This is a genomic window from Bdellovibrio sp. GT3 (assembly GCF_037996765.1).
Lineage (GTDB): Bacteria > Bdellovibrionota > Bdellovibrionia > Bdellovibrionales > Bdellovibrionaceae > Bdellovibrio.
In genome coordinates this window covers 112,792-134,239 of the sequence record NZ_JBBNAD010000005.1, presented here as the reverse complement: position 1 = coordinate 134,239, position 21,448 = coordinate 112,792, and the positions used below count along the sequence as shown (strand labels likewise).

Annotated in this window: 22 protein-coding genes; 12 read left to right on the top strand and 10 right to left on the bottom strand. The window is 47.1% G+C overall.

The features are described from left to right. Positions 1–8 precede the first annotated feature (8 nt). The 9 genes from fliJ (at position 9) to AAAA73_RS07955 (ending at position 9,850) form a co-directional block, all read left to right on the top strand. Positions 9–455 carry a flagellar export protein FliJ gene (gene fliJ, locus AAAA73_RS07995; RefSeq protein WP_340597680.1) on the top strand — a complete coding sequence of 149 codons (447 nt, stop codon included), beginning with the start codon at positions 9–11 and terminating at the stop codon, positions 453–455. 40 nt (positions 456–495) lie between these two features. Then, positions 496–1,311 carry a MotE family protein gene (locus AAAA73_RS07990; protein ID WP_340597679.1) on the top strand — a complete coding sequence of 272 codons (816 nt, stop codon included), beginning with the start codon at positions 496–498 and terminating at the stop codon, positions 1,309–1,311. Positions 1,312–1,344: 33 nt separating this feature from the next. After that, on the top strand, positions 1,345–3,201 hold the full coding sequence (locus AAAA73_RS07985; RefSeq protein ID WP_340597678.1) for a flagellar hook-length control protein FliK: 1,857 nt from the start codon (positions 1,345–1,347) through the stop codon (positions 3,199–3,201). A gap of 15 nt (positions 3,202–3,216) precedes the next feature. Beyond that, complete coding sequence (locus AAAA73_RS07980) at positions 3,217–4,224, top strand: flagellar hook assembly protein FlgD (protein WP_340597676.1); 1,008 nt, start codon at positions 3,217–3,219, stop codon at positions 4,222–4,224. A 1-nt stretch (position 4,225) separates the two neighbouring features. After that, positions 4,226–4,663, top strand: coding sequence for a TIGR02530 family flagellar biosynthesis protein (locus tag AAAA73_RS07975; protein WP_340597675.1), 438 nt, complete (start codon positions 4,226–4,228; stop codon positions 4,661–4,663). Positions 4,664–4,834: 171 nt separating this feature from the next. Then, the gene (locus tag AAAA73_RS07970; protein ID WP_340597674.1) at positions 4,835–6,118 is read left to right on the top strand and encodes a flagellar hook protein FlgE; all 1,284 of its coding nucleotides are present in this window, start codon (positions 4,835–4,837) and stop codon (positions 6,116–6,118) included. A gap of 266 nt (positions 6,119–6,384) precedes the next feature. After that, positions 6,385–7,059: a response regulator transcription factor gene (locus AAAA73_RS07965; RefSeq protein ID WP_340597673.1), complete on the top strand. Its 675-nt coding sequence runs from the start codon at positions 6,385–6,387 to the stop codon at positions 7,057–7,059. Continuing rightward, complete coding sequence (locus tag AAAA73_RS07960; protein ID WP_340597672.1) at positions 7,040–8,452, top strand: sensor histidine kinase; 1,413 nt, start codon at positions 7,040–7,042, stop codon at positions 8,450–8,452. The genes AAAA73_RS07965 and AAAA73_RS07960 overlap by 20 nt, the downstream gene beginning before the upstream one ends. Positions 8,453–8,479: 27 nt before the next feature. After that, positions 8,480–9,850: a hypothetical protein gene (locus AAAA73_RS07955; protein WP_340597671.1), complete on the top strand. Its 1,371-nt coding sequence runs from the start codon at positions 8,480–8,482 to the stop codon at positions 9,848–9,850. 43 nt (positions 9,851–9,893) lie between these two features. Here AAAA73_RS07955 and AAAA73_RS07950 read toward each other — a convergent pair whose 3' ends face one another. The 10 genes from AAAA73_RS07950 to AAAA73_RS07905 all read right to left on the bottom strand — a co-directional run bounded on the left by AAAA73_RS07950 (position 9,894) and on the right by AAAA73_RS07905 (position 18,022). Beyond that, entirely contained in the window at positions 9,894–10,607 is a 714-nt protein-coding gene (locus AAAA73_RS07950) for an ABC transporter ATP-binding protein (RefSeq protein WP_445292026.1), read from the bottom strand. Continuing rightward, positions 10,607–11,383, bottom strand: coding sequence for an ABC transporter ATP-binding protein (locus AAAA73_RS07945; RefSeq protein WP_340597670.1), 777 nt, complete (start codon positions 11,381–11,383; stop codon positions 10,607–10,609). Before AAAA73_RS07945 ends, AAAA73_RS07950 begins: the two co-directional genes overlap by 1 nt. Next, on the bottom strand, positions 11,358–12,335 hold the full coding sequence (locus AAAA73_RS07940) for a branched-chain amino acid ABC transporter permease (RefSeq protein ID WP_413583479.1): 978 nt from the start codon (positions 12,333–12,335) through the stop codon (positions 11,358–11,360). The genes AAAA73_RS07945 and AAAA73_RS07940 overlap by 26 nt, the downstream gene beginning before the upstream one ends. Before the next feature lie 2 nt (positions 12,336–12,337). After that, positions 12,338–13,240, bottom strand: coding sequence for a branched-chain amino acid ABC transporter permease (locus AAAA73_RS07935; RefSeq protein ID WP_340597668.1), 903 nt, complete (start codon positions 13,238–13,240; stop codon positions 12,338–12,340). A gap of 22 nt (positions 13,241–13,262) precedes the next feature. Then, positions 13,263–14,384 carry an ABC transporter substrate-binding protein gene (locus AAAA73_RS07930; protein ID WP_340597667.1) on the bottom strand — a complete coding sequence of 374 codons (1,122 nt, stop codon included), beginning with the start codon at positions 14,382–14,384 and terminating at the stop codon, positions 13,263–13,265. A 74-nt stretch (positions 14,385–14,458) separates the two neighbouring features. Further along, on the bottom strand, positions 14,459–15,448 hold the full coding sequence (gene pfkA / locus AAAA73_RS07925; RefSeq protein WP_340597666.1) for a 6-phosphofructokinase: 990 nt from the start codon (positions 15,446–15,448) through the stop codon (positions 14,459–14,461). A 139-nt stretch (positions 15,449–15,587) separates the two neighbouring features. Next, positions 15,588–15,860, bottom strand: coding sequence for an HU family DNA-binding protein (locus AAAA73_RS07920; protein WP_142701575.1), 273 nt, complete (start codon positions 15,858–15,860; stop codon positions 15,588–15,590). Positions 15,861–16,019: 159 nt separating this feature from the next. After that, complete coding sequence (locus AAAA73_RS07915; protein ID WP_340597665.1) at positions 16,020–16,265, bottom strand: DNA gyrase inhibitor YacG; 246 nt, start codon at positions 16,263–16,265, stop codon at positions 16,020–16,022. Positions 16,266–16,363: 98 nt separating this feature from the next. Continuing rightward, positions 16,364–17,098, bottom strand: coding sequence for a hypothetical protein (locus tag AAAA73_RS07910; RefSeq protein WP_340597664.1), 735 nt, complete (start codon positions 17,096–17,098; stop codon positions 16,364–16,366). 177 nt (positions 17,099–17,275) lie between these two features. Further along, a complete protein-coding gene (locus tag AAAA73_RS07905; RefSeq protein ID WP_340597663.1) occupies positions 17,276–18,022 on the bottom strand; it encodes a prolipoprotein diacylglyceryl transferase in 747 nt (248 codons plus the stop codon). Positions 18,023–18,126: 104 nt separating this feature from the next. Between AAAA73_RS07905 and AAAA73_RS07900 the strand changes: the two genes are divergently transcribed. From AAAA73_RS07900 to AAAA73_RS07890, 3 genes are all read left to right on the top strand, one after another. Then, a complete protein-coding gene (locus AAAA73_RS07900) occupies positions 18,127–19,557 on the top strand; it encodes a cyclic nucleotide-binding domain-containing protein (protein WP_340597662.1) in 1,431 nt (476 codons plus the stop codon). Positions 19,558–19,646: 89 nt separating this feature from the next. Then, a complete protein-coding gene (locus tag AAAA73_RS07895; protein ID WP_340597661.1) occupies positions 19,647–20,912 on the top strand; it encodes a sensor histidine kinase in 1,266 nt (421 codons plus the stop codon). Next, on the top strand, positions 20,909–21,439 hold the full coding sequence (locus AAAA73_RS07890; RefSeq protein WP_340597660.1) for a response regulator transcription factor: 531 nt from the start codon (positions 20,909–20,911) through the stop codon (positions 21,437–21,439). The genes AAAA73_RS07895 and AAAA73_RS07890 overlap by 4 nt, the downstream gene beginning before the upstream one ends. Positions 21,440–21,448: the final 9 nt, after the last annotated feature.

Genomic DNA, 21,448 nt, shown 5'->3' with positions numbered 1-21,448 from the left:
GGTGACTTGTGAGATTCAAATTTCCCCTGCAGAAAGTCCTTGAACACCGTAAGGTTGTTGAAAATATCGCTCAGAAGAACTTTCAGGATGCGGTGGCCGTACTAAATGAATATCAGACCAAGTTGGATAAAATGCGCCAGGATGTTCTGGACGCCCAAGCCCGCGCCGGGAGCCTGGTTCAGGCCGGGGGCGCCCAAGGTCCAGCCCTCTCACAAATTCATGAATTCATGAAGGGCCAGAAAATTCGCATTCAGAATCAAGAGCAAAATGTTCACGAAATCGAAAAAATAGTCGAGGCCAAGAGAGAAATTTTGCGACAAGCCGCTCTAGACTATAAAATTATGGAGAAGGCCCGGGAAAATCAGTTCGAGGAATACAAAGCCGAACGAAAAATCCAGGATCAAAAAGAGATGGATGAGCAGGCCATTCTGCGGTTTAAAAGAACAGCTGAATAAACGGGTTTGCGAACTTCAAGGATGAAGGAATCATAAATCGATGAAATCTGGATACGATCAGTATTTTAAAAATGCACGCAAGGTCGCCGACGAAAACAGCGGGAGTGTGAAGTTCACAAAAAATCCAGCGTCGACTCGCCTGCATTTGGATCTATCCTCTGAAGACGTTGAACAACAGTTGCGTCGTCGCATGAAAATGACTGCTCCCAAAAAATCCAAAAAGAAATCCGGTGTGCATTGGAAAATGGCCGGTTTTTCATTCTTGGGATTGATTCTTGCGGTTGTGGGTTTCCAGAACCATGAGGAAATCGACAACGTTCTTAAACGCGTGGAAATCACTTTGAACGGTGGCGCGATGGCGCAATCCGCTCCAGCACCTGCGGCTCCGGTTGCGGAAGAAAAGCCGGTGGAAGCGGCGACGGAAGCCAAAGCGGCCTCCTTGTCGACAAGTGAAATTGATCATCTGACAAAATTGACTGACAGAAAAAAAGAACTTGATGCCCGTGAAGAGGAGCTGAATCGTCAGGAATCCGAACTTCAGGCGCAAAAGGTTGAATTGGATAAACGTTTGAAAGAGCTCGAGGACATGCGTGGCAAGATCTCCAGCATGCTCGAGGATCGCGTCAAGGCTGACGACCAGAAAGTCGATACCTTGGTACAGATGTATACCAATATGAAGCCCCCGCAAGCGGCCAAAGTCTTTGAGACGATGGACGAGGATTTGGTGGTTGAGATACTTGGTCGTATGAAAAAGAAAAATGCTGCTGATATCATGAATTTATTGAAGCCGGAAAAAGCTCAGATCATTTCTGAGAAATATGCCGGTTATAAACGTGCTCCAGCATCAGAAAAGTAAAGTAACAGAAATTCTCTAGGAAGGAGGATCATTTTGTTAAATATAGTCGGCCCCCCAATGGTGGGTGCGACCGAATTGAGGTCTCAAGCTTCTGACAAACTTCAGGAGAAAGATTTCAAGGGTTCCGGTAAAGATTCCGGTTTCGACAAAGCTCTGCAGGATAAAATCAGCCTGAGAAGCCCGAAAGAAACCAAAGAATCGCCGAAGCAGGAAGCCCGAGCGAAAGATTCCAAAGACTCGAAAGAGCCACGGGATGAAAAAGCTCAGGAAAACAGCTCGAAACCAGAACGCAAGGTCAGCACTGACGATGGGAAAGAAAAGCGGGCGGCGAATCGACAGCAGGCAATCAAAGAATTCATGGACTCATTCGAGAGTGAATTTGAAATCCCTCCCACACGACTTGTGGAAGCGATGGCCGAACTGGACGACAGCCAGCTCAAACAATCCCCAGAAGTGACAGCGCAAGCTGTGATTGATCAATTGAACTTGGACGATGACCAGGCAGAACAAGCCACGGCCATGTATGCGTCCTTGCTTGCTCAATTGCAGCAAATGCCACAACCACAAACTCCGAAACCGATGCCGGAAATGGCAGCGGGTTTAGGCATGTCTCAAGAGAGCATGCAGATGCGAGTGGCGGCAGCGCAGGAAAAGCAGAACCAGATCGGAACTGCGGTTGATAACCTGAATAAAAAGTTCTGGATGAAACAGGATGGGCCGGCGAATGCCATGGCAATGCCTGATCTGGGTGGTTCGTTGGCATCACGTATGATGATGGACGACAGCGCCATGATGCCGGAAGCGGAAATGCCAATGGAAGCGGCCATGCCAGCTCCAGGGGCGTCGCAAGCCGAAGCATCTCAACAGAATCTTCTGGATAAATTGCCTCCGCATTTGCAAGGTCAGATGAAGGAGACCATGTCTCCGGCATTATTGGCGGCACTGGCGGCAAAACAGGCAGCGGCAGCAGCGCAACAAAAATCCGAAGGTGCAGCGATGGAAGAGTCATCCGTCGAGCTGACTGATGAATTCACCAAAGCTATTGAGGCCCCACGCATGGAGAAGCCTCAGCAGATGGATATGATGAAGCAGGCTGTGAATGGAAAGATGGGCCCCGAATCCTTCTTTCAGCAGGAGAACCAAGGTCAATCCATGATGCAAAACCAGGCACAGCAGTTTATGCAGCAGGGAATGGCTGAGGGTAAAGATTCTGCGCAGGATAAGCTGACAACAAAAGCGGCGGAATTCAAAGCGGAATTGAATGGACTTGAGGCTCTGCAAGCGCAACCAATCAAAGGTGAAAGCTTGAAGTTTGACCCTGCGATGGCAGCGATGGCGCCCAAAGCTCCAGTGAACGCGGCAGAAAACGAAGCCAGCGTGAAGCAATTGATGGATCAAGCCCAATACCTGATCAAAAAAGGTGGCGGTGAGGTGAAAGTTCAGATGTCCCCAGAGGGCATGGGAACAATCCACTTGAAAGTCATGCTTCAGGACGGAAAAGTGAATCTTCAGATGCAAGCGGACTCTCCAGAGGCGAAAAAGTCTATTGAGTCTAGTCTAGTTGATTTGAAGAACAGTCTTGCTGCTCACAAATTGTCTGTGGAAAATGTTAAAGTGGATGTTGTGAATACGACGTCTGCCGACACAGCGACGCAAAACCAAAATAATACGAACGGCCAAGGTCAAAGAGACCAGGCACGTCAGTTCTGGAATCAATTCAATGACAGCTTTGGTAACCAAGGTCGTCGCGAATCCTTCACTGATATGCAACCGCTTCGTGGCTATGCTGGTAAACGTCGTGATCCTTTGCAACCAATTGATACAGCGTCTGTAAAATCAGCGCCACGTACAACTGAAGGCAAAGGCAGCGGTCTAAACTTAGTGGCATAAAAAAGGGGAACTTGAATGACAATGGTCAACGCGAAATTAGGAGTGAATGCTTTCGGTGCAACAAATGAAAAACCGACAAGCACAAATGTGGCTAGCACATTGAGCGCTTCCGATAAAGCGAAAGTCGGCGAAGAAGATCTTGGCGCGGTGGCGAACAAGCTTGCTGATCCGAATTGGACTGATCCTACTCAGAAAGTTCGTACGACGGGTAATCCAAATATGGATAAGGATGCATTCTTCAAATTGATGCTTACGCAAATGAAGAATCAGGATCCGACAAACCCAATGAAGTCACATGAAATGGCAGCTCAATTGGCGAACTTCTCGTCACTCGAGCAAATGCAGAACATCAACAAAACCCTTGAAGAGATGAAGGCAGCACAAAAACCTTCTGAAAATTTCCAGGCGTTGAATTTGATCGGCAAAGCTGTTGCGGGTGATTCATCCAAAGTTGTGCGCGGCGTGAATGACAGAGAACATGATTTCCGTTTCTCGTTGCCAATGGCAGCAGAGGAAGTGACAGTGAAAGTGCGTGACGCTGATGGAGCTGTCGTGCGTGAGTACAACCTGAAAGGTCTGAAGCAAGGTGATAACAAACTCACTTGGAATGGTGAAGACACGAAAGGTATGAAAGCCGCAGCAGGAGAATATCAATTCCTGGCAGAGGCAAAAACAGCGGACGGAAAAAAACTCGGCATCAAAACAGATTTCGATGGCGTTATCACAGGCGTGAGTTATTCCTCTGAAGGCCCGGTTCTAAATGTTGGAAACCAGGCGATTCGCTTCAGAGACGTGAAGAAGATCACAGACCCTCGTCTTATGAGGAACGACCAGAATGTAAATGATGTCACCAACCTAGACTTGAAAAAGGATGATGCCACAGGACAAACTAAGAAAGAGGCAAATGTAGTTCAACAAAGTCCTACTACTGCGTCTGCTCCTGCGCCAAAATCTAAGATCATGGATACGGTGGGTTTATCTCGCGACATGATGGAAAAGATCGCGAAGGAGACGGCGAAGTAAAATGGTGGACTTAAAGAAGATACAGACATTTGAACAACTCATTCCGCAGCAGCAGCCGAAGGTTAAACCTGAAGTTGGAGCGGGAACGGGTCCTTCCTTCAAGGATACCCTTGATAAGCTCGGTGGGCCGATTGCGACTCCCCAAGCTGCACAGGTGGTTCCTCAAGGCTTAACAAAGCCTGCTGAAGGAGTGAAGTTTTCGAATCATGCAATTGAGCGAATGAGTACTCGCGGGATTAGATACAGTCCCGAGGATATTAACAAGCTGAATGATGCGGTTTCGAGAGCTGCGGCGAAAGGTTCCAAGGATTCATTGGTTTTGATGAATGACTCGGCACTGATTGTCAGCGTGAAGAATAAGACTGTTGTTACTGTGATGGACAAGACCGCATTGAAAGAAAATGTGTTCACGAACATCGATAGCACGGTGGTTATTTAACCGCAAAACGTGTTGAAGCTGTCCTGAAGAGACAGATAAAACACAAAATCGCTGAAGCTCAGGATGAGTGAAGGCGAATGAACTAAAAACTAAATATTAGAGCTGGTCCTCGTAGAGGAGGCTCTCCAAACGGTGGTTCTCGAATAGAACTGCCAACGACATGGAGGTCACATGGGTATTCTTTCTTCATTGTACACGGGTGTGTCTGGTATGGCTGCTCAGGGCGAAGCCCTAGGCGTTATCGGTGACAATATCGCGAATGCAAACACTGTCGGTTTCAAAGCAAGCCGCGCGGAATTCCAAGATATCATTTCTAAAAGTTTAAAAGGTGTTCTGGGCGGAAATCAAATCGGTCGTGGTGTGAAGATCGGTGCCGTAAATCCAATCCTTACTCAAGGTAACGTTGACGCTACTGAAAAAGTAACGGACCTTGCAATCTCTGGTGATGGTTACTTCAAAGTTAAAGGTTCTGATGGCGAGTCTTACACTCGTGATGGTTCCTTCCACTTTGACCGTGAAGGTTACCTGGTAACTAATGACAATCAAAAAGTTCAAGGTTTCGGTACTGATGAAAAAGGTAACATCCTGAACAAAATGACTGACATCAAATTCCCTCGTGCATTGGTTCCGGCGAAAGCGACTAAAGAAATCAAGATGGACCTGAACTTGGACTCCCGTATGGAGCCAACTAAAAAGTTTGATCCAAAAGACCCATACTCCACGTCTCACTACTCTACAGGTGTAGAGATGTACGATTCCCAAGGTAATAAGCATTTGTTGAGCTTGTTCTTCAATAAGACAGCTGACAGACAATGGGAATACAAAGGCCTTGTTGACGGTAAAGAAATTACTGGTGGCGAAGAAGGTCAGCTTTCTGAAGTTTGTGCTGGTAAGCTTGAATTCACGGTTGATGGTAAATTGGACACTCAACAACTGACTTCCTCGAATTTCAACTTCAAAGGTGGCGCACTTCAAGGCCAAGAAATCAAATTGAACTTCGGTGATGCAATCAAGGATGGCGGTAAAGGTTTGGACGGTACTAAACAGTACGGTAAAAACTCAGACCTTATCTCTTGGCACCAAGACGGTGCGGCTGCGGGTACAATCAACAGCTTGTCCTTCAATGATGAAGGTATCTTGACTGCGGTTTACTCGAATGGTCAGGCACAAGACTTGGCGCAGATTGCACTGGCGAAATTTGAAAATCCAGAAGCTCTATTCAAAGTTGGTAACAATCGTTTGAAGGAATCCAGAGACTCTGGAACAGCTTCAGTGGGTGGCCCAGGTGCAGCTGGTCGTGGTAAATTGTTCGCGAAATCTCTTGAAAGATCCACAGTGGATTTGGCAACAGAGTTCGTAAACATGATCCAAAATCAACGTGGTTTCCAAGCCAATGCAAAAACGATCACGACGACCGATGAACTTCTTAATGAAGTGATCCAATTGAAACGATAATAAGTTAAAGACCCGTTAATATCTAAACCATGTCGACAGGCCCGCTGACCCCGGGCCTGTTTCTTTTTTTTAAGGGTCAACCCGAAATGCCCCACATAAGCTTTAAAACCCAGTAATAAAGGGCATTATTCCCCAAAGTAGGCGATTAAATGTCTGTAATAATAGGCGTTTTTGCAAGCTTAGTTAAAATTGAACCTTTTGTTTAGAAACAAACCTGATATACACTGGCGCAAGTTTAAATCATTAGTCCAGAGGGGTTCCTTAAGATGAGATGCTTAGTAGTAGAAGACGACAACGAGATTGCAACAATCGTAAAACAAGGTTTGGGTGAGCTTGAAGGTGAAGTCGACGTTGAGTCCAACGGAAGACGTGCTTACGAAAGAGCCCTGACAAATCATTATGACATTATTGTACTTGATTTGATGCTTCCTGAAATGGATGGCTACACGTTTGCAAAATCTCTGCGCGAGAAAGAAATCAACACACCGATTTTGATCTTGAGTGCTTTGCGCGAGTTGGACGACCGTCTTAAAGGTTTGAGCATGGGTGGTGATGACTACCTGACAAAGCCATTCGCAATGGCTGAATTGCAAATCCGCGTAAAGAACCTGTTAAAGCGCGCTCAGAAAGCTTCTGAAGTGACTCAATTGGTTTTCCAGGATTTGAAATTGAATCGTTTGAACCGTGATGTGGTTCGTGCGGGTCGCAAGTTGGATCTACAAGAGCGCGAGTTTGTTCTGTTGGATCTATTCATGAGCAATCCAAACAAAATCATCGGAAAACAAACTATCCTTAAAGAAGTTTGGAATTATGATTTCGATCCACAAACGAATGTGGTAGACGTATTGGTATGCCGCCTAAGAAACAAGTTAGAAAAAGATTTTCCTACACGACTTATCTATACAGTCAGAGGTGTAGGTTATGTTCTTAAAGGGTCTTAAGCCCACGCTTTTTAGAATCAGTACCAAGCTGACGCTTGCGTACTCGCTGGTACTGATTCTGAGCTCCACGCTGATCTTCAGTTTTCTTTATTTTCAAATCACGCACTCACTGCAAAATCAAGAGCGGGCGATTCTCGTTTCTAAAACGGACGAGTTTGCCAATCGTATCGAGGTCAATGGCCTTGAGGACTTCAAACAGTATTTCGAGGTTTTGCGTACTTTTGACCGTGATGCCTCGTTGATGATTGAAATCTACGACGAAAACGGTGATGTCGTTTTCTCTCACTGGCCTAATCCAGCACCTGAATTTGATAAGAATCTATTGACTCGTGAACTGCGAAATCATCGTGAAAATGCATTCGAGTTCTCCATCCCTGAACGCCAGGGGGCCGAGGCGGTTTTGGTTCAGGGAAGAAATCTAAAAAATGGCGAGCGCCTTATGTTGGCGAAAAGCACGGAAGGAATGGCTCGCCAGCTGCGCAATCTGCAAAGACTTTTCTGGTGGACTCTGGTTCCGGTTGCGATGATTGGATTTTTGGGCGGCCTCTTTTTATCGAATTCCACTCTTAGTCCCGTTCGTGAACTGATCAACTCGATGAAAAAGATCGAGCGCGGATCTCTTTCCACTCGTGTGCCGATTGGTGGCAGTGATGATGAGCTTGAAGAGCTTAAGCTGTTATTCAATAAGGCACTGGATAAGATCGAGAACCTGGTAAATGGATTGAAGGAAGCCTTTGATCATTTGGCCCATGATATTCGCACGCCGGTAACCAGACTGCGTGGCCGTGCGGAAATTGCACTGACCAGTGAGGGTGATTTGGAGTCTTATCGCGAAGCCCTGCAAAGCTGCTTCGAGAACTCAGATAAGATCCTGAACTTCCTGCAGGTCCTGACTGATATTACCGAGGCCGAGAATCGCAGTAAAAAGCTGAAGATCGAGAAAAAGTTTATCAGTGATCTGGTGCGTGAAATCATGGACCTTTATGAAATGGCCTTCGAGGAAAAAAACATCAAGGTCACGCAAAAATTGGATTCCCATGACTGGGCGATGATTGATCCAAGATTGATCAGTCGTGTGATCGCCAATCTTTTGGATAATGCCCATAAGTACACACCTCCGGGTGGTGAAGTAATCATCGAGACTATCAATCAGACGGAAAGCGTTATTCTTAAAGTCGTGGATTCCGGTCCCGGAATCGCCGCTGAAGAGCACGGCTTGATCTGGCAAAAGCTTTATCGCAGTGACAAGAGCCGTTCTGAATACGGAATGGGTTTGGGTCTGACGTTCGTAAAAGCTGTAGTCGAAGCGCACGATGGTAAAGTAAGTATCAAGAGCCCGGTCAAAGATGGCCGTGGAACCGAGATGGAAATCACACTACAAAAGATGGCCTAAGGGCCTCTTTTGTGCCAAAGTGAGCCCATGTCTAAGAAACCCGAAACAACAGCCTCCCTGTGTCTGTCCAAATTGGCCTTATTTTCCCTGGGCCTTTTCTTCAGTATTTTCTTTTTTGCGCATCTCACTTTGCATAATGATCACGTGCAGATGTTGCTAAAAGCATTCCGTGTGATCGATGACGGACAGTGGTCACACTTTGGAAATGCGACGACCGGCATGGGTTTTTTGCCGGGCAGTTTTTTGACGGCCGTTTCGGCAATTCCGATGAAAATCTATTTTTCGCCTTATTCCGCTCTGGCGGTTATTTTACTTTTCCACGTGATTTCGTACCTTCTATTTGCTGACGTTCTGAAAAAGAATTTTAAGCCGGTCATTATCCTGGATTTTCTTTTGTTGTATTGGCTCAGTCCTTGGCGCGTGGAGCAGACGGAACTGTACAATCCGGCGTACTTATTTTTGTTCTCTGCTGTTCACTTCTATACCGCCTACCACATGAATAAGAAAAGTTTCTGGATGACGTTTTTTCACGTCCTGACAATTGGCTTCTGCGTGCAGGTCCATTTCTCTGTCTTGATGCTGGGGATTCTGTCTTTGGGACTTTGGGGTTTCAGATACTTGAAAGTGAATTGGTGGGGCTTTGTCGCGGGAAGTGCGGTAGTGGCTCTTAGTTTACTCCCATGGCTGATGGCTTATCTGGAGCACCGTGAACTGGCCGTGGCCGTCAGTAAAGAGTCCAATTCGTTTATTGGAAAAAACTTTGTCCTGGTTTATCCGGTGCTAAAAGGAATTTCCTATTGGATTCGCTATGGTGCGATCTCCTATGGTCGTCATATTTTTAGTGAGATCAATTTTCTGTGGATTCAGGATCTGACGGTGCAGAAGATTGTCAGTGGAGCATTCCATGGTGGCAAATACTTGTTCACGGCGGTAACGGTCGTGTTCAGTGCCGTGGTTCAATGGAAAATCTTTAAGAAGGTTTGGAAAACGGACCGCCCTTTCAAGATTCGCCAGGATCGCACCTTGGTGCAGGGTGAAGAGCGAATTTACCTGTACGCTTTTTACATGTTCTGCTCGATGATTTTGGCCACGGGTCTTTCCCCGGTGGAGTTCAATCACTGGCATTTAATTTTGGCATTCCCGATAGTGACAGTGTTGATTACCATCGCCTTTAGCCAGCTTCGTGACAGAATGCCCGCAAGACGATTTGCCTGGATTTTTTCAGCGGTCCTTGTGGTGTTCAGCTTGTTCAATATTTTTGGGGCCTTGGGCAGCCGAGTGCACTCATATCAGTCGAATTTTCATCGGGATGTGTTGCAACTCTATAAAGAGTATCATCAGCACCCGGAAAACAAATCAAACAACAACTATCTGCAGTGGAAACACGAAGAGAAATAAAAAAAACCCGCTCGAAAGCGGGTTTTTTATTTAAAGATTCTTTTTAAACGCCGAGGTAAGATTTGCGAACTTCGTCGTTGTTCAGCAGGTTGATACCTGTGTCCTGCATCACCACGCGCCCGGTTTCCAGAACGTAAGCACGATGAGAAATTCTTAGGGCAAGCTTGGCATTTTGCTCCACCAGCAGAATTGTCATGCCATCCTGATTCAGCTTGGTCACGATTTGAAAAATCTGGTTTACGATCAGGGGAGCAAGTCCCAAAGAAGGCTCATCCAGCAATAGAATCTCAGGTTTGCACATTAGGGCGCGGCTGATTGCCAGCATTTGTTGCTCGCCCCCTGACAATGTCCCGGCCATCTGCCACAGGCGTTCTTTGATTCGCGGGAACAGTTCCAGACACATTTCAAAATCTTTTTTGATTTCGGCCTTGTCGTTACGGTGGTAGGCACCCATTTCCAGATTCTCGAGCACGCTCATTTGGGGAAACACACCGCGCCCCTCAGGGGACTGAGCCATGCCCAGCTTGACCCGGTCGTGGGATGGCACGGTCATCAGATCTTTGCCATGCATTGTGATTGTGCCCTGGGAGGGAACCAATCCAGACAATGCACGAAGTGTCGTTGTTTTACCGGCGCCATTGGCACCAATCAAACTGACGATTTCCCCTTTGTTGACGTGGAAAGTGATTCCTTTAAGGGCCTGGATGGATCCATAATAGACGTTCAGGTTTTCAGCGGAAATAATTGGAGTCTGCATTAGTGAGTTTCCTCCACACCCAGGTAGGCCTCGATAACTTTTTTGGAGTTTTGAACGTGCTTGGGACTGCCCTCTTCAATTTTCACTCCGTGATCCAGCACCACAATATTTTCACATATTCCCATGACCAGTTTCATGTCGTGTTCGATCAATAAAACCGTCAGGTTAAATTTGGATCTGATCTGCGCGATGGTTTCCATCAGTTGGTGAGTTTCCGAATGATTCATTCCCGCTGCAGGTTCATCCAGTAAGATGATTTTGGGATCGGTTGCCAGGGCGCGGACGATCTCAAGCTTGCGCTGTTGGCCGTAAGGGAGGCTGCTCGCAAGTTCATCGGCCTTGTTTTGCATGGAAAAAAGAGAAAGAAGGTCCATGGCTTTTTCAGTCATTTGCTTTTCAGTCTCAATGAACTTCTTGGTTTGAAACAAGGCATCCATAATTCCATAGCTCACATGCTGATGTGTGGCGATCAGGACGTTTTCCAATACCGTCAGATTTTTAAAAAGACGAATATTTTGGAATGTGCGGGCGATGCCACGCTGGGAGATCTGGTAGGGTCTTAAGCCCGCCAAGGATTGACCGTCCAGAAAAACCTCGCCATGAGTCGGCTGGTAAACGCCTGTCAGCATATTGAAGGCCGTTGTTTTACCCGCACCGTTTGGTCCGATCAAACCCGCCAACTGACCTTTTTCAATTTTGAAGGACAGATTGTCGACGGCTTTTAATCCGCCGAACTGCATTGTGATACCTTTAGCTTCCAGCAGAACGTCGGACATATTTTCTCCACAGATCGGTGATTTCCAGTTCGCCCATGATGCCTTTAGGGCGAAGAATCATCACAAGTACCAAAGACAATGAGTAAATAACCATGCGCAGGTCGACACCGGTCACTTCTTGCAGGGGACGAAGTGCTTCAGGCAGTGCCGTTACAAAAATGGCTGCGATAATGGATCCTGTCATGGATCCCATTCCGCCCAAAACCACCATGATCACAGCATTCACGCTTTGCAGGAAGGTGAATGATGATGGATTGATGAAGTTGGTAAAGTGAGCAAACAAGGCGCCGGCCACACCCGCAAAAAAGCTGGAAAGAACAAAAGCGCGAACCTTCATTCCTGTCGTGTTGATACCTGTGGACTCGGCTGCGATTTCGTCTTCGCGAACACTCAGGAAGCCGCGTCCCCAAGAGGATCTCATCACACGCCAAATGGTAAAGAAGCAAATCAGGATCCAAAGAACGGCGAAGGCATAGGACATGTAAAAGCTGGAGAATCCTGGAATGTTGGCAAATCCACGCGGACCGCCCAAAAAGTCCATATTCAAAAGCGCCACGCGAATGATCTCACCAAACCCCAGAGTGACGATGGCCAGATAGTCACCCTTCAGGCGCAAAGAGGGAAGTCCCACCAGAAATCCAGCAAGGGCTGCGGCAAGACCGCTGCCGATAGCGAAGACAAAGAATGTGATTCCTTGAAATTGCTCCGGCAGGAAGTTCCAATTCACGGAAGCGTAGGCCGTGAAGTAGGCGCCGATCGCCATAAAACCAGCATGTCCCAATGAAAATTGCCCTGTGTAGCCATTGACCAGATTTAAACTCATGGCCATCAGACAGTTAACGGTGACGAACAAAACCATCAGTTGGATGTATTCATCAAATCCGAACTGAAAGACCAGCCCCAGAATCAGGGTTGCAACAAGGGATAAAAGAGGATTCTTTAAAGCACGAATCATCACACTTTCTCCACAGTGTACTTGCCCAGCAGGCCAGCAGGTTTAAAGATTAAAATGACAATCAGAATACCGAAGGCCAAAGCATCGCGGTATGTGGATGAAAGATAAGCGACGACCATTTCTTCGGAAAGCCCCATAATCAAGGCTCCAAGAACGGCGCCACGCACGTTGCCGATGCCACCCAGAACTGCGGCGACGAAGGCCTTCATGCCGATCATCATTCCCATCAAAGGATCAATCTTCGGATATTTCATGCCGACCAGGACGCTGCCCACTCCGGCCAGGGCCGAGCCCACGATAAATGTGAAAGCGATGATTTTATCCGGGTTAATGCCCATCAGGCTGGCGACGGAAGGATTGGCGCTGACCGCACGCATGGCTTTGCCAAGTTTGGTTTTATAGAGCATGAATTGAAGGGCCATCATCGCGATGACACTGACCAGAAGGACTGTCAAATCGAAGGACTTCAGTTCCACATTGCCGAACGAGAAGATCACAAAATCTTTCATCACTTCAGGAAAGACTTTGGGATCGGCTCCGAATACAACTTGTCCACCGTATTCCAGCAGCAAGCTGACACCGATAGCGGTGATCAGAATGTTTAATTTAGGTGCTGTGCGAAGGGGGCGGTAAGCAAGTCGTTCAATCAAAAGACCCAGGACACTGCAAACGACCATCGAAGAAATCAGAAGAACTGCCAAAGAACCGATGCCGGGCTGAGCTTCGATACCCAGGGCCCGGGCGACATAGTAGGCACCAAAGGCGCCCACCATGTAAACATCAGAGTGGGCGAAGTTGATCATTTTCAGGATTCCGTACACCATGGTGTAGCCAAGAGCGATCAGTGCGTAGATGGAGCCAAGGCTGATACCATTTATTAAGTGCTGTGCGAAATCCTGCATGTCCGTCCTTTATTGGGGCCGATTAAGGCGTCACTGTCGAGATGTACTTGCGGTTTGGTCCATCAACCTGAATCACCACAGCACTCTTAACAGCATCGCGGTTTTCATTCAGACTGATTTTACCAGTCACGCCAGGGAAATCTTTTGTTTTAGCCAGTTCATCACGAATCGCTTTACCTGACAAGTCTACAGAACGCTCCATAGCGGCTGCCAGAATTTTAGCGGCATCGTAACCCAAAGCTGCCAACGCATCCGGAGTTTCGTTGTATTTCGCTTTGAATTTTTTGATGAATTCAGTCACTGCAGGATCTGTGCTTTCAACAGTGTAGTGGTTTGAGTAGTAGTTGCCATTGATCGCTTCTTTTCCGATCTCGTGCAATTTTTCGGAATCCCATCCGTCACCACCCATCAACGGAGCTTTGATGCCCAGTTGGCGAGCTTGTTGCGCAATCAATCCCACTTCAGTGTAGTAACCTGGAACGTAGATCGCTTCAGGGTTTTTAGAGCGAATTTGCGTCAGCTGAGCTTTGAAATCAATATCGCCCGCTTGGTAAGAGACGTCCGCTACGATTTCGCCACCGCGATTTTTGAAATCTGTCAGGAAGGCATCAGCCAGTCCTACGGAGTAGTCGTTTTTAACGTCGCGAAGGATTGCAACTTTTTTGATTTTCAGATTCTCAGTCGCAAACTTGGCCATCACAGATCCTTGGAATGGATCGATGAAGCAAACACGGAATACATAATCGCCGACTTTTGTTACGTCAGGATTTGTGGAGGCCGGGGAGACGAACGGAACACCTTTGGCTTGTGCAATCGGTGCTGCCGCTTTGGAGCGACCGGAAGCAACGCCGCCGATAATTGCGACCACTTTATTTTGCGTGATCAAGCGAGTAGTCGCCGCAGCGGCCTCTTCGTTTTTACCTTGGTCATCCATGGTTTTAAGTTCGATTTTTTTACCTTTGATACCACCAGCAGCGTTGATTTCATCAAATGCCAGACGAACACCTTTGTTTGAGCTCAAGCCAAACGTGGCATCGCTACCGGACAATGAATCGTATTCACCGATCATGATAACGTTATCTTTTTTCGTGCAACCAGCCAGCAAAGGAAGAGCCAGCAAAAGGGATACTAACAGACGTTTCATAAAGACCTCTTTTGTAATGCTAAAACGCGAATAGCGTTTAGAATTCAAGCATCTACAAAAGAGGTCAAGAGTTTTTAAGTGGCTAAAACACTTGCAAGACTGATGAGGTCAAGATGCGCTTTTTTCTCGGTCTTCGTTACAATGTCGAGAGGTACTTCGACCAGTCGTTCACCTTCAGTGCCGATCATGATGTCGCAATGACCTTTCAGCAATGAATCCACGGCTGCGGCTCCCATGCGGCTTGCAAGAATGCGGTCGGCAGCAGTTGGTGAACCGCCACGTTGTTGGTGACCCAGGATGCAAACTTTAGCGTCCCAGCCTGTTTTCTTGCGGATGGCATCGGCAAGATCATAAGCGCGACCTGGCTTTTGGCCTTCTGCCGTGACCAGAATTGAGCTGGTTTTCCCTCTGGAGATGCCTTCTTTGATACGATCCACAGCTTTATCAACTGTCGTTGTGGCTTCCGGCGTGAAGATCTCTTCAGCACCACCGGCAAGTCCCACATAAGATGCGATGTGGCCGGAGTTGCGACCCATGACTTCCACGATGAACAGGCGATCATGTGAAGCAGCTGTGTCACGGATTCTGTCGATCGCTTCCAAAGCAGTGTTTACAGCTGTATCAAAACCGATCGTTTTATCAGAGCCAAACACATCGTTATCAATAGTCCCGGGAATTCCCACGACAGGAATTTGGTGTTCTTCCCAAAGGGCGTGAGCACCACGGAAGGAGCCATCACCGCCGATGCATACCAAGGCATCGATGCCGTGAGCTTTCAAGTTGGCTGCGGCTTTGGCGCGGCCTTCAGGTTTTGTGAATTCAGTGGAGCGTCCTGTTTTGATGACAGTGCCACCACGTTGAATGATGTTTGCAACAAAACGTTGATCAATCGACTCAATATGATTTTCCATCATGCCGACATAGCCTTGCATGATTGCGGAAACTTCCAGTTTGTTTGCGATTGCTGCACGAACGACTGCGCGAAGCCCTGCGTTCATTCCAGGAGCATCGCCACCACTTGTATACACGCCTAATCTTTGGATCTTTTTATTGAATGTTGCCATTGCGCTAGATTAGCGCTGGGGGGAGGAAATTTCAAAGGGAATCCCCGTGCTCTGCGGGTTCCGACTGTTCTGTGACACGGCATAAAAAAAGGCGCTCCCGAGGGAACGCCTTTTAATGATTTTAATTAGTGTTAACTAATTACTTAACCATTGATTTGAATTCAGCGCCAGCGCGGAATTTTGGAGCCCATGCAGCTGGGATTTTGATTGCTTTACCAGTTTGTGGGTTGCGACCAGTGCGAGCTTTGCGTTTAGCTTTAGTGAAAGTACCGAAGCCAACAAGTTTAACGTCGTCGCCTTTTTTAACTGCTTTTTTGATGTTTTCTACTGCGCAGTCAAGGATAGCTTCTGCTTGTGCTTTAGAAACTTTAGTTTCGCCAGCGATTTTTTCGATCAATTGAGCCTTGTTCATGTGAACTCCTCTTTAGTGACACATTTGTGTGTCCCTGTTGTTAATACATCCTGATGATAAATTCTCGTCTTCCAATGACTTTCAAATAACAAATTAAAAACTCTGCTTCGTCAATAGCAATTTGCGAAAAAGGCTCGCAGAGCCATTTTCATGCGTGCACTAATGTCGGTGGTTGTTGCCTTCATCTTCATCATCGTAAGCATCGTCGATGGAAGTTAAAGAATCACTTGAAGAATCATTCTTGACGGGAATCGCGTATCCACCTGAAGCCCACTCGCCAAGATCAATCAGACGGCAGCGTTCAGAGCAAAAAGGACGAAATGCATTTTCTGGTGAGTACAAAGCGGGTTTGCCACACTGTGGACACTTTACTGTTTTGCCTGGGGGTTTTTCTGATTCACTCATGAAGGGAATATTTGCGCAGAGTTGAAACGAGATCAACCGATTGTTCACCTGCGCCATGCACTGCGAAGTTGAGCAATCGGTTGTTAAAGTAGCGACAATTAGTATTTCGTCAAAGTACCAGTTGCGAAGACAGTGCCTTTGCCCTTGGAGTCAGGGTAAGCAATTTGGTAGTTCACTTGATTGTCAGCAGTTGTTCCGTTGAACACCTGGATTTGGATCAAGTGCAACCCGCCACCGTTTGTTGATGCGCCGTTAGAGCGAATCTCGAAACCTTTGCTTTGGTTGATCAAGCTGTATGTTGTGTTTTGAATCAAAGCCAGTGGGTTGTAAGCCATACCGCCACCATCAATACCGAAACTGAAGTTAAAGTACTGCTGGGATGGAATTGCTGTGAAATAAACTGAAGGCTTCAAGCTGTTATTCAAGTCGACCTGCAAAATCATGGAACCGTTGGCCCATGCATTACAGTCAGAGTAACCGGAGTTCCAGCCCCAGATATTTCTGTCACACACTGCCATCGCTTCTTTCAAAAACTTCTTATAGACAGCAGAATTTGTGATTTTCATGTAGCGTTTTGCACTTGGATTTACAGCCAGTGGAGCTTTCGTCCAATAATCAATCTGGAAGTAATAAACGTAATCGAAGTAGCGTATGGTTGTTGTGCCTGGGCTGACGATGCCGCCATTGCTGCCCACACAGTATGAACCATTCCAAGTTGTGCCTGCGTTACAGGTAACTGGAACAACTCCGTTACCGCCACTGTCACCGTTGCTGCAACCAACGAAAGTCAGCACAGAGACTGTTGTGACTAAGGATAGGATGAGCTTTTTCATATAGACCTCTCTCATTAATTAAACTTCTTCACTACAGATGCAATGCGCGAGACATGCCATCGCCAACTGTGCGCAGGGATTCGTTAATTACGATTTGAGAGCGGTTAGGGTGTTGAACTGTTTAGACAGTCCGCCAATTTGTGTCACCTTTTGTCGAAAGTCTCAACATGAGACACTTTAAATATCTGAATCTAGAGGCTTTTTTAGGAGCAGTAAGAAGCCGAAAGCGATGATCGCCCAGCTGATCCACGTGGAAATAGAGGCACCCAGCGTGGGACCGCGGAAATCGGCGCGAAAGGACTCCATTATAAGGCGCCCAATTCCGTGCAAAATCATCCAGGAATAAAAGATCCGCCCGGGTACCTTAAAGTAGTTGTATTGGGCGCGTGATTTCTCAAGCCCCAGAAGCAAAAACAATACGCCGGCCTCCCAAAGGCTGGCATACAGTTGAGTGGGATGCTTATTCGCAATGGCCCAAGGAAGTTCGCAGCTTCGTCCGTAGCAACAACCTGCCAGTAAACAAGCCACGCGTCCCAGGCCATATCCCAAGGCCAGCACTGGAGCCAAAAGATCCAGATAGTCTTCCAGTCTTTTGTAGTCCTTGAAATATAAGTAACAGATTCCAGCAAATGCCGCGAGCACGGCACCACCATAGAATACGAATCCACCGTTCCAGATATAAAAGATGCGGAGGAAGTCTTCTCTATAGTAATCAAAACTTTCATAGAACACGTGAAACAATCGACCGCCCAAGAATCCGAAGATCATAATGAGAAGACCTAAGTCGAGGGTTTCCTTTTGATGTAAATGATAGATATGGCTACGGCGGACAGCCCACATCAGACAAATGATCGCAGTTACGCTGATGATCAGGTAATAAGTGGGAATCTGAAACTCAGAAGACAATTTAATGATTGGAAACACGGATCCTCCGGGATACCGACGATAGACTTAATTTTTCAAAAATTCCGAAGAATATTCAAGTGAAACTACCCATCGCCCAATGTCCGACTACATAATTGTAGCATATGAAAATGCATCCGGCAGATATCGTTCAGGAAATTAAGGGATACTCCTTTTTTAAATCATTCAGCACGGACTTGCTACTGCAAGTCGCAGCCATGATGCATGCCGAAGTATATCCATCTGGAACAGTTGTCCTGAAAGAAGGGCAAACGAATCGCAATCTGTACTTCTTAAGATCCGGAAAGCTCGAGATTTCGTTGGCGGGTGAAGTCCTGGCTACGTTTGATAATGCGGGCGATGTGTGGGGGGAGATGAGTGTCATCACTTCGAATCCCGCATCCACTTCTGTGACTGCGGTGTCTGAAGTCAGCTGTTTCATCATTAAAGACGAGGACTTTGCCCACGTTCATCCTAAGGACAAAGATCGTTTCCAAGCCCTTTTATATCAGATCTATTGCATGATTTTGACGGAGCGATTGATTAAGACCAATGAAAAAGCCCGTCTTTTTGAGATTCTGAACCGTGAATTGCATGAAGCACAAAATGCCCTTCAGCGTGGAGCTGGCGGTAACGTATTGTTGATTGAGCCGGATAAAAAGCAGCAAATGCCACTAAGAATGGCTTTGGGCAGTACCGGTGTGCAGCTGGATATTGCCACAGACGCCTCTCAGGCTCTGGAATTCCTGCAAACCAATAAATATGACGTGGTCATTGGTGAAGAAAGCTGTGTGGAAGTGCTTCGTCAGGTCGAGGAAAAGAAACTCAGCCCGAATGTGATTCTATTGACCAGCCACGACGTGCAAGGGAACTTGAACATACTTCTGAAGAATCGCTTTGTTAAAAATATCATTTCCCGCGATGCCGAGGACAAGAACGCGACGATTCGCTTTGTTTTGACGGCACTGGGTAAACTCTTGAATAAAGATCTGTTTGGCGTCGACAAATACCTTACTTGGGGAGTCGACATTCAAAAGAAAATCGTCACTCATTCAAGCCAGCGTGAAAAACTTCGTGAGGATATGTGCGCCTATTTGAAAAAAGCGGGTGTACGAACTTCCGTGGTCGACCGTGTGAATACAGTGGCCGAAGAGATGTTGATGAATGCCATCTACGATGCTCCGGTGGACTCTCAAGGTCATGCGATCTTTAATCATGTCAGCCGTAAAGAAGAAGTTCAGTTGGAAACTCATCAGCAGTCTGTTTTCCGCTATGCCACGGACGGTGTCATGGCAGCGGTGGCTGTGGTCGATCCTTTTGGGGCATTGAAGAAGGAAGTGATCATTGATTATCTTGAGTCTTGCTACAATGGCGCAGCTGGAAGCCTGAACTCCCAAAAGGGTGGTGCGGGACGTGGCTTGCATCAGATCATTGAAAACTCAGATTTGACCATTTTCAATGTAAAGCAAGGTGTGCGAACTGAGGTGATTTGTCTGTTCAATTTGGATGGGCAAAAACGCTTGGCTCAGCCGTCTTTCCACTATTTCTTCTCATAAGCAGAATGTGCCAGCGCGTTAGTGCAACGGATGGTTGCAGGAACGCGCAAATCCTTGCTGTGCCGGCCTCTCTGGCATATGTAAACCTCATGTCATCGTCACTTATCAAAGCATTTTGGCCGGAGTCTTCGACCCTTATTCAGGGGATCGTTCGCTTTCGTTGGATCGCCATTTTTTTCATGATGCTGGGGACGGTGCCGCTGCTTCAAGCGGGCTACCTTCTTAAGGAACAGCTGTTTTATTTCATGGCCGTCATTGCATTACTTGCGGTTTTTAATGGTCTGACCTTGGGAATTTGGAGCAAGGCCAAAGCAGCTCAGGAACAATCCCTTCTTTTTGTGCAATTGCTTGTGGATCTGTTTGCGGTGGCAGGATTGCTATTCGTAAGTGGTTCTGCTGTGAATCCGTTTATTTATGTACTGACTTTGCACGCCTTCCTAGGGGGCATGTTGCTGCGCAAACGGAGTATTCTGTTTGGAGTTCTGATTTTTGTATTCCTGGGTATTTTGCAGTTTGAAACGAATCGCGATGCTGCCATGACTCTGAATGTGGACCGTCGGGCTTTGTATTTTGATTTTCTGTTTCAGTGGGTGGTGGTTGCTGGCGCGTGGTTTGTGGCGCATCTTTTTTCGGGGCTTCTGGAAAAGCATGAAGAGCGAATCCGCAGTTTGCAAAACCGACAATACCGCGCGGACCGTTTAAAATCCCTGGGTGCTCTGGCGGCGGGATTCTCTCACGAGATGGCGACGCCGTTAAACTCCCTGAAATTGCGTCTGGATCGCGGCGTCCGAAAGCTTGGCGATCCGGTGGCGGCTCATGCGGAAATCCAACAGGCGCAACTTTCATTGGACGAGTGTATTTCGGTATTTCAAAAAATGGCCGGAGTGTTTATGACTTCGGCTGATGGAGAGCTACAAAAGCTTAACGTCAATTCGGTTCTTCAGGATATCGTTCGCTCGTGGGAAATCGACAATAAGACGTCTATCAATAAGGTTGTCAGTGAGCGGCAGTTTTACAGTCGTCTGCAGCCGTTATCGTTCGCACAGATGATTCTGGATTTATTGGATAACGCCTTGGAGGCTTCTCAGGCTCCCGCTGAAATCACCTTGAAGCTTTACCAAGATGATCAGGAAGTGGTGATTGAAGTCGTTGATAACGGTGCGGGCCTGGCGGCCGAAGTCATTGAGCGTCTGGGCGAGCCCTTCAACACCAACAAGCAGCAGGGTAACGGACTTGGGGTTTATTCAGCAATATTGACGGCTCAATCAATGGGTGGCGAATTTTTGTTGGGAAATAATTCATCAGGGAAAGGTGCAACCGCTCGCCTGTCTCTTCCTTTTGAGGAGCGTGGATGAAAAATCGGGTAAAGAATATTCTTTTGATCGAAGACGACAATCGCCTGCGCGAAGTATTGCATCAAGAGCTGGAAGAACGAGATTTCGTGGTTCAAAGTTTTGCACAGCTGCCGGATCTGAATCGTGTGGCAACACCAGACGGAGTTTTGCTGGATTTGCGTGTGGGGAATGACAATGGACTGGATTTCATAAAGCAGATCACCGCAAAGTTCCCAAACGCACGCGTGATTATGATGAGCGGATTTGGATCTGTCGCTTCAGCGGTGAAATCCATGCAGCTGGGGGCGGAAAACTTTTTGGCAAAACCCGTGACTCCGGAGATGATCGTTCGGGCTTTTGCAGACGAGGAAACCCAGGTTGCAGTGGATACCGAGGAGTCCGAGATTTCCCTAGCTCGTATGGAGCGTGAGTACATTGACTATGTTTTGAACTCTTCCAACGGCAATATCACTCAGGCCGCGAAAAAACTGGGGCTGCATCGTCAAAGCCTGCAGCGCAAACTTCGCAAGAACATTCCAAACAAATAAAAAAGGCGC

What these genes read in the sequence shown, in the direction of transcription:
- AAAA73_RS07915 (WP_340597665.1), bottom strand. Translation starts at nt 16,265, where the DNA reads ATGAGTGAATCAGAAAAACCCCCAGGCAAAACAGTAAAGTGTCCACAG.
- AAAA73_RS07980 (WP_340597676.1), top strand. Translation starts at nt 3,217, where the DNA reads ATGACAATGGTCAACGCGAAATTAGGAGTGAATGCTTTCGGTGCAACA.
- AAAA73_RS07930 (WP_340597667.1), bottom strand. Translation starts at nt 14,384, where the DNA reads ATGAAACGTCTGTTAGTATCCCTTTTGCTGGCTCTTCCTTTGCTGGCT.
- AAAA73_RS07970 (WP_340597674.1), top strand. Translation starts at nt 4,835, where the DNA reads ATGGGTATTCTTTCTTCATTGTACACGGGTGTGTCTGGTATGGCTGCT.
- AAAA73_RS07890 (WP_340597660.1), top strand. Translation starts at nt 20,909, where the DNA reads ATGAAAAATCGGGTAAAGAATATTCTTTTGATCGAAGACGACAATCGC.
- AAAA73_RS07945 (WP_340597670.1), bottom strand. Translation starts at nt 11,383, where the DNA reads ATGTCCGACGTTCTGCTGGAAGCTAAAGGTATCACAATGCAGTTCGGC.
- AAAA73_RS07935 (WP_340597668.1), bottom strand. Translation starts at nt 13,240, where the DNA reads ATGCAGGATTTCGCACAGCACTTAATAAATGGTATCAGCCTTGGCTCC.
- pfkA (WP_340597666.1), bottom strand. Translation starts at nt 15,448, where the DNA reads ATGGCAACATTCAATAAAAAGATCCAAAGATTAGGCGTGTATACAAGT.
- AAAA73_RS07910 (WP_340597664.1), bottom strand. Translation starts at nt 17,098, where the DNA reads ATGAAAAAGCTCATCCTATCCTTAGTCACAACAGTCTCTGTGCTGACT.
- AAAA73_RS07990 (WP_340597679.1), top strand. Translation starts at nt 496, where the DNA reads ATGAAATCTGGATACGATCAGTATTTTAAAAATGCACGCAAGGTCGCC.
- AAAA73_RS07900 (WP_340597662.1), top strand. Translation starts at nt 18,127, where the DNA reads ATGAAAATGCATCCGGCAGATATCGTTCAGGAAATTAAGGGATACTCC.
- AAAA73_RS07950 (WP_445292026.1), bottom strand. Translation starts at nt 10,607, where the DNA reads ATGCAGACTCCAATTATTTCCGCTGAAAACCTGAACGTCTATTATGGA.
- AAAA73_RS07895 (WP_340597661.1), top strand. Translation starts at nt 19,647, where the DNA reads ATGTCATCGTCACTTATCAAAGCATTTTGGCCGGAGTCTTCGACCCTT.
- AAAA73_RS07955 (WP_340597671.1), top strand. Translation starts at nt 8,480, where the DNA reads ATGTCTAAGAAACCCGAAACAACAGCCTCCCTGTGTCTGTCCAAATTG.
- AAAA73_RS07960 (WP_340597672.1), top strand. Translation starts at nt 7,040, where the DNA reads ATGTTCTTAAAGGGTCTTAAGCCCACGCTTTTTAGAATCAGTACCAAG.
- AAAA73_RS07965 (WP_340597673.1), top strand. Translation starts at nt 6,385, where the DNA reads ATGAGATGCTTAGTAGTAGAAGACGACAACGAGATTGCAACAATCGTA.
- AAAA73_RS07920 (WP_142701575.1), bottom strand. Translation starts at nt 15,860, where the DNA reads ATGAACAAGGCTCAATTGATCGAAAAAATCGCTGGCGAAACTAAAGTT.
- AAAA73_RS07975 (WP_340597675.1), top strand. Translation starts at nt 4,226, where the DNA reads ATGGTGGACTTAAAGAAGATACAGACATTTGAACAACTCATTCCGCAG.